The sequence below is a fragment of the Micromonospora sp. NPDC003776 genome, from assembly GCF_053605645.1.
On record NZ_JBSGJR010000620.1, the window covers coordinates 1 to 3,907 of the forward strand.

Below are 3,907 nucleotides of genomic sequence, written 5' to 3' on the forward strand. Positions count from 1 at the left end.
CGGCCCGGTCCACGTCGGCGGACGCGGGCCGGCCGGGGGAGCGGCACGGCCCACGTCCGCCGGATCCGCATCGACAGCTCCCGGTTCGCGGGCGGCTCTCCGCCGCCCCCCTACCGGTACGCCGAGCGGTCCGTCCCGCGCCGACCGGGTCGGTGTACCTCACCCGGTCAAACGAGCGCGGGCCCGGTCACGACGCGCGGGTCAGCGCGGGGTGCCGAAGTCCTGGGTCCAGTACGGCCCGTTGCTCCGTGCCACGCCCACGCCGATCTCGGTGAACGAGCAGTTCAGGATGTTCGCCCGGTGGCCCGGGCTGTTCATCCACGCGTCCATGACGGCGGCCGGCGTCTGCTGGTTCCAGGCGACGTTCTCGCCGTACGCCCGCCAGGCGTAGCCGACCCGGTCCAGGCGGTCGCCGACGTCGCTGCCGTCGCTGCCGTCGTGCGACATGGTCTTGTGGTCGGCCTGGTCCTGGCTGTGCCGCTGGGCGGCCAGCATCAGCTTGTCGTCGATGGTCAGCGCCTTGCAGCCGGCCTTGGCCCGCTCCTTGTTGACCAGGTCGACGACCTGCTGGAGCTCGGCGGTGATCCCGGCGGAGGTGGCGGCCCGGGTGCCGGTGCTGCTCGGCGCGGCGCTGCGCGCCAGCTGGCGGGACGCGGCCGTGGTCCGGCTCGGCTTCGGGGTGGCGGTCCGGGTCGGGCTCGGCCGGAGGCTGCTCGGCGCGGTGCTGGGGGAGGGGGCGGCGAGGGCGTCGCCGGGAGCGTCGGCGGTGCCCGGCACGGCCGGGGCGGCGGCGATCGCACCGCCGGCCGAGGTCGGGTCCGCCTGCTCGTCGCTGCGCGGCAGCATCAGGGCACCCACTCCGAGACTCACCACGAGGGTCGCCGCCGCGGCGGCCCCACCGATCACCAGGGGACGCGGGAAGCGGCGCTTCTGCCGGTGCCGACCCGCCTCCTCGGCCGGCTCGTCGACGGCCGGACGCCAGGCTGCCGCCGGCTGCTCCCCGCCGCCCCGCCCGGCCAGGTCGAACGGCGGGTACGCGGCGGTGTGGTCGATGATCGGGGCGTACCCGGTCCGGTCGTCCATCGGGGTGAGGTACGCGGTCCGGTCGTCCGGCGAGGGGTGTCCGGCCCGGTGGTCCGGTGGGACGTGGTCGGTCCGGTCGTCGGCCGGTGCGCTCCCCCACGGGGCGTCGGCGGCACCGGCGCGCCAGACCCCGGTCGGGGCGTCGGCCCAGTCCGGGCCGGGCTGCTCCGGCTCGTCGCCGAACAGGTAGGACGACCGCGGCCCGGGCCGGTCGGTGAGCCAGGCCGGTCCCTCGTCGGTCGGCGGCTCGGGGCGTCGGGGAACGCCATCCGGTTCGATCGGGTCGGTCCAGCGGTACACGCCTGTCCCCTCCACGGGTCGGTTGCGGGCCGGGCTGACGCTACGGGCGCGCCGTGAACTGCGGCAACCTGGCTAAGAGAGAGTTAAGGGGAACCCGACACCGAGGGTGAGGCGTTCACACATTTCCGGGCGTACAGTTAAGTCGTCCGGACAGAGCGTGTCCGCGCCTCACGGCAGCCCCCCGGCTAGTGCACAGGCCGACGCAGAGATGATCTACGGCCTGCGGGAACTTGACGAAAGGGGGGTCTGCGGCTCAATATATAGGTGTCGCCAGTCGCGCCCAGTCATGCCCGGATTTCGCGGGATGACAGCCGCGAACCAGTGGGCGCGCGTTGGCCGGCCTTTCCGGCAGCGCATATCAAGGAGTCAGCATGGCGAAGGCCCTCTACGGCCACGTAGGTGCAGCGCCCGACCGGCGTCTGCTCGACGAGGTCACCCGACTGCGTGCCAGGGTCCAGGCACTGGAGTTCGAGATCACGCGTCTGCGCGCCGACAATGATCGGCTGGCGGCGGCTGCGGCGGAGGCTGACGACCTCCTCCGACTGGCCGAGCCCGCGCTGACCTGATCTGAAGATCCTCGGGAAAAACTGAATAGCACCACACGAAAAAGCGCGCCGACACCCCAGTGCCGGCGCGCAGCTTTGTGTCGGGCCTTATTGTTTTCCGGATCACCTCGACGATCTTGGGGACGCCGCGGAATTGTCCGCCGGCAATGAGGATCTTGTGTTTTCCGGCCGGCCGCCGGGTACGCCCGGAAAATCGGACAACCCAGGCGTGGGGTGGGTCGCGTACCAGGGTGTTCCCGACCACGGGTTAGTCTGCGGGTTCACCAGGTCCGCGCAGCCGGCGACGGTACGGCGGCCACCGGACGAGGATCGAGAAGGTGCATCTCAAGAGCCTGACGGTGAAGGGCTTCAAGTCCTTCGCCTCCGCGACGACGCTGAAGCTGGAGCCCGGGATCACCTGCGTGGTCGGCCCGAACGGCTCCGGCAAGTCCAACGTCGTCGACGCCATCGCCTGGGTGCTCGGCGAGCAGGGCGCCAAGGCGCTGCGCGGCGGCAAGATGGAGGACGTCATCTTCGCCGGCACCGCCGGGCGGGCGCCGCTGGGCCGGGCCGAGGTCACCCTCACCATCGACAACACCGACGGCGCGCTGCCGATCGAGTACACCGAGGTCTCCATCACCCGCCGGATGTTCCGCTCCGGCGAGAGCGAGTACGAGATCAACGGCGACTCCTGCCGCCTGCTCGACATCCAGGAGCTGCTGTCGGACTCGGGCATCGGCCGGGAGATGCACATCATCGTCGGGCAGGGCCGCCTCGACGGGATGCTGCACGCCAAGCCGGAGGACCGGCGGGCCTTCATCGAGGAGGCGGCCGGCGTCCTCAAGCACCGCAAGCGCAAGGAGAAGGCGCTGCGGAAGCTCGACGCGATGCAGACCAACCTCAACCGGCTCACCGACCTCACCGCCGAGCTGCGCCGCCAGCTCAAGCCGCTGGGCCGGCAGGCCGAGGTGGCCCGGCGGGCCGCCGCCATCCAGGCCAACCTGCGTGACGCCCGGCTGCGGTTGCTCGCCGACGACCTGCACACCCTGCGGACCACCCTGGACAAGGAGATCGCCGACGAGACCGCGGTGCGCGAGCGCCGCGAGCAGATCGAGGCCGAGCACACCGAGGTGCAGGGTCGCCTCGGCGAGCTGGAGGCCGCCCTCGCCGAGGACGCCCCGCTGCTCGCCGCCGCGCAGGACACCTGGTACAAGCTCTCCGCGCTCCAGGAACGGTTCCGCTCCATCGAACAGCTCGCCCGGGAACGGCTGCGCCACCTGAGCGCCACGCCGGACGACGAGCGCCCCGGCCGTGACCCCGACCAGCTCGAAGCCGAGTCCCGGCGGGTCCGCGAGCAGGAGGAGGAGCTGCGCGCCGCGCTCACCGAGGACCAGATCCGGCTGGCCGAGGCGGTCGAGCACCGGCAGGAGCTGGAACGGCAGCTCGCCGCCGCCGAGCGGGAACTGGTCGCCGCCGCCAAGGCCATCGCCGACCGGCGGGAGGGGCTGGCCCGGCTGACCGGCCAGGTCAACTCCGCCCGGGCCCGCACCACCAGTGCCGGCGAGGAGATCGAACGGCTCGCCGCCGCGCACGCCGACGCCCTCGCCCGCGCCGAGAAGGCCCAGGCCGACCTCGACGCGGTCGCCGAGCAGTCCACCGAGGCCGACCGGGACAACGCCGACCTGGACACCCGGCACGCCGAGGCCGTCGCCGTCCACGAGCAGGCGCAGGCGGCCGTGCGGAGCCTCTCCGACGCCGAACGCACCGCGGAGAAGGACGCGGCCACCTGGAAGGCCCGGGAGGAGGCGCTCGCCCTCGGCCTGCGCCGCAAGGACGGCGCCGGGGCCCTGCTGGCGAAGGCGGACCAGGTCCCCGGCCTGCTCGGTGCCTTGAATACGAGATCGTCATCCACTGCGAAGCAGAATATGTGACCAGAAGGTCTCATGTCAATGAATGGCGCCGGTGTGCAGCCGCCGCAC

2 protein-coding genes and 1 pseudogene are annotated in these 3,907 nt (G+C 72.5%); 2 read left to right on the forward strand and 1 reads right to left on the reverse strand.

Annotated features, from left to right (window positions below; genetic code table 11):
- Window positions 1–201: 201 nt before the first annotated feature.
- The gene (locus tag ACWEVO_RS32090) at window positions 202–1,383 is read right to left on the reverse strand and encodes a CAP domain-containing protein (protein WP_452311200.1); all 1,182 of its coding nucleotides are present in this window, start codon (window positions 1,381–1,383) and stop codon (window positions 202–204) included.
- Between the two features lie 371 nt (window positions 1,384–1,754).
- Here ACWEVO_RS32090 and ACWEVO_RS32095 point away from each other — a divergent pair, with 371 nt between their 5' ends.
- Together ACWEVO_RS32095 and ACWEVO_RS32100 are read left to right on the forward strand one after the other, a co-directional pair.
- Window positions 1,755–1,949 carry a hypothetical protein gene (locus tag ACWEVO_RS32095; RefSeq protein ID WP_007456482.1) on the forward strand — a complete coding sequence of 65 codons (195 nt, stop codon included), beginning with the start codon at window positions 1,755–1,757 and terminating at the stop codon, window positions 1,947–1,949.
- 317 nt (window positions 1,950–2,266) lie between these two features.
- Window positions 2,267–3,823, forward strand: a pseudogene (locus tag ACWEVO_RS32100) (chromosome segregation SMC family protein); the annotation flags it as partial.
- Window positions 3,824–3,907 lie beyond the last annotated feature (84 nt).